Source organism: Psychrobacter sp. 1Y11, from assembly GCF_052259045.1.
Classification (GTDB): domain Bacteria; phylum Pseudomonadota; class Gammaproteobacteria; order Pseudomonadales; family Moraxellaceae; genus Psychrobacter.
This window is the reverse complement of the sequence record NZ_JBQQER010000029.1, coordinates 1-1,284: the sequence shown is the minus strand read 5'-3', so window position 1 is coordinate 1,284 and position 1,284 is coordinate 1. Positions and strand designations below refer to the sequence as shown.

Here is a 1,284-nt window from a genome sequence, read left to right as displayed (position 1 = left end):
AGGGTGGATGGAGAATAATTTACCTAAACTGTTTCATGATATGGGCTGTATCGATTTTATAAAGACTTAACTATATATAGAATTAAATCATAATATTAATTCCTAATAGCACATATTGAATACTAAAGATAAAATATTATCGTAAAATATCAGCGATGCGATCTTTAAGCTCTTATACTAGAAGATATAGTTCGCTATGCCCCACATAAGACTTAAAGATGAATACTAGATTAGAAATTCTTTTTTCAAAATTAAAAAAGTATAGTTCATTCAAAACTAGATTCAATAAACTTAATTAAATTTATGAAAATATATTGTGTTTAACTTGTGGTCATCTTTGGTTGAAGTTATAGGTATTTAACATACTTTAATATCTTTCTTGAATCTTCTTACTTATAAAAATTAAGAATAGACCTGAACAAAAATTTATAATTGCCCATGCTTCTTTTGGTAAATATACTTTTATTATTGGATTAAAAATAAGAGCTAATACAACAAAAATCCAAGGTAATGTAGCTTCATTTTTTTCATAAGATATATGTGCTGCCCATGCAAAAACACCACATGCTATGAGTCGTAGCAATGTGTAATAGCCATATGGTAATGGTAATATTCCAAAAAAAAGAAAACCTGCTGTAATGTATATAACTATTTTTGGCATCTACCAAGCACCAAACCAAATACCAATGCCATGGACTATAGCTATAGGGAAGAATAATGCACCTGCTATCAAGAAGCCCCATCGCTCATCTGAAAAACAAGTAATTACGTGAGTGAGCCACGCTCCAAAAAACCCAATGAAAATGAAGATTAGTATCTCGCCTTCACCTTTCATTTTTTTTAGATTATTCATTATATTAACATTCCAATTAAATATATCACCGAAAAAATAGAATCAAATTCCGCGTGTTTCTAAAAATTTATAAAACTGCAGTAAAATGACTTTAGACTAAATATACGAATATCATATTATAACTATTAAATTAAAAAACCTACATTAGTTAGCTTAAATTTTATTTCAAGAGGCGTATAGCTTAGATATGATGGTTTGTTTATATATAAGAATAGAAGACAAAGAAAGCCCCCCCAACATACTAAAGTATGTTGGGGGGCTTTCTAAGAATAGAGAGCTGACGAACGAGGAGAGCGAGGAAATAGTCAAAGCACTGCTTTGACCCGAGCGCAAGAGAAAATACCTTAAAGGGGATTTTCTGCGTAGGTCACATGATGATGACTAAATTAAAGATAAAAAAAAGAGCCACCCGGTTAAGGGTGACTCTTCTT

The 1,284-nt window shown here is 30.7% G+C and carries 1 protein-coding gene; it reads right to left on the bottom strand.

Features of this window, described 5'->3' with window-relative positions:
• Window positions 1-367: 367 nt before the first annotated feature.
• Window positions 368-661: a DUF6804 family protein gene (locus tag ACTXGJ_RS12615; RefSeq protein ID WP_443566156.1), complete on the bottom strand. Its 294-nt coding sequence runs from the start codon at window positions 659-661 to the stop codon at window positions 368-370.
• Window positions 662-1,284 lie beyond the last annotated feature (623 nt).

Coding starts and splice junctions, on each gene's coding strand:
- ACTXGJ_RS12615 (WP_443566156.1), bottom strand. CDS start 661: ATGCCAAAAATAGTTATATACATTACAGCAGGTTTTCTTTTTTTTGGA.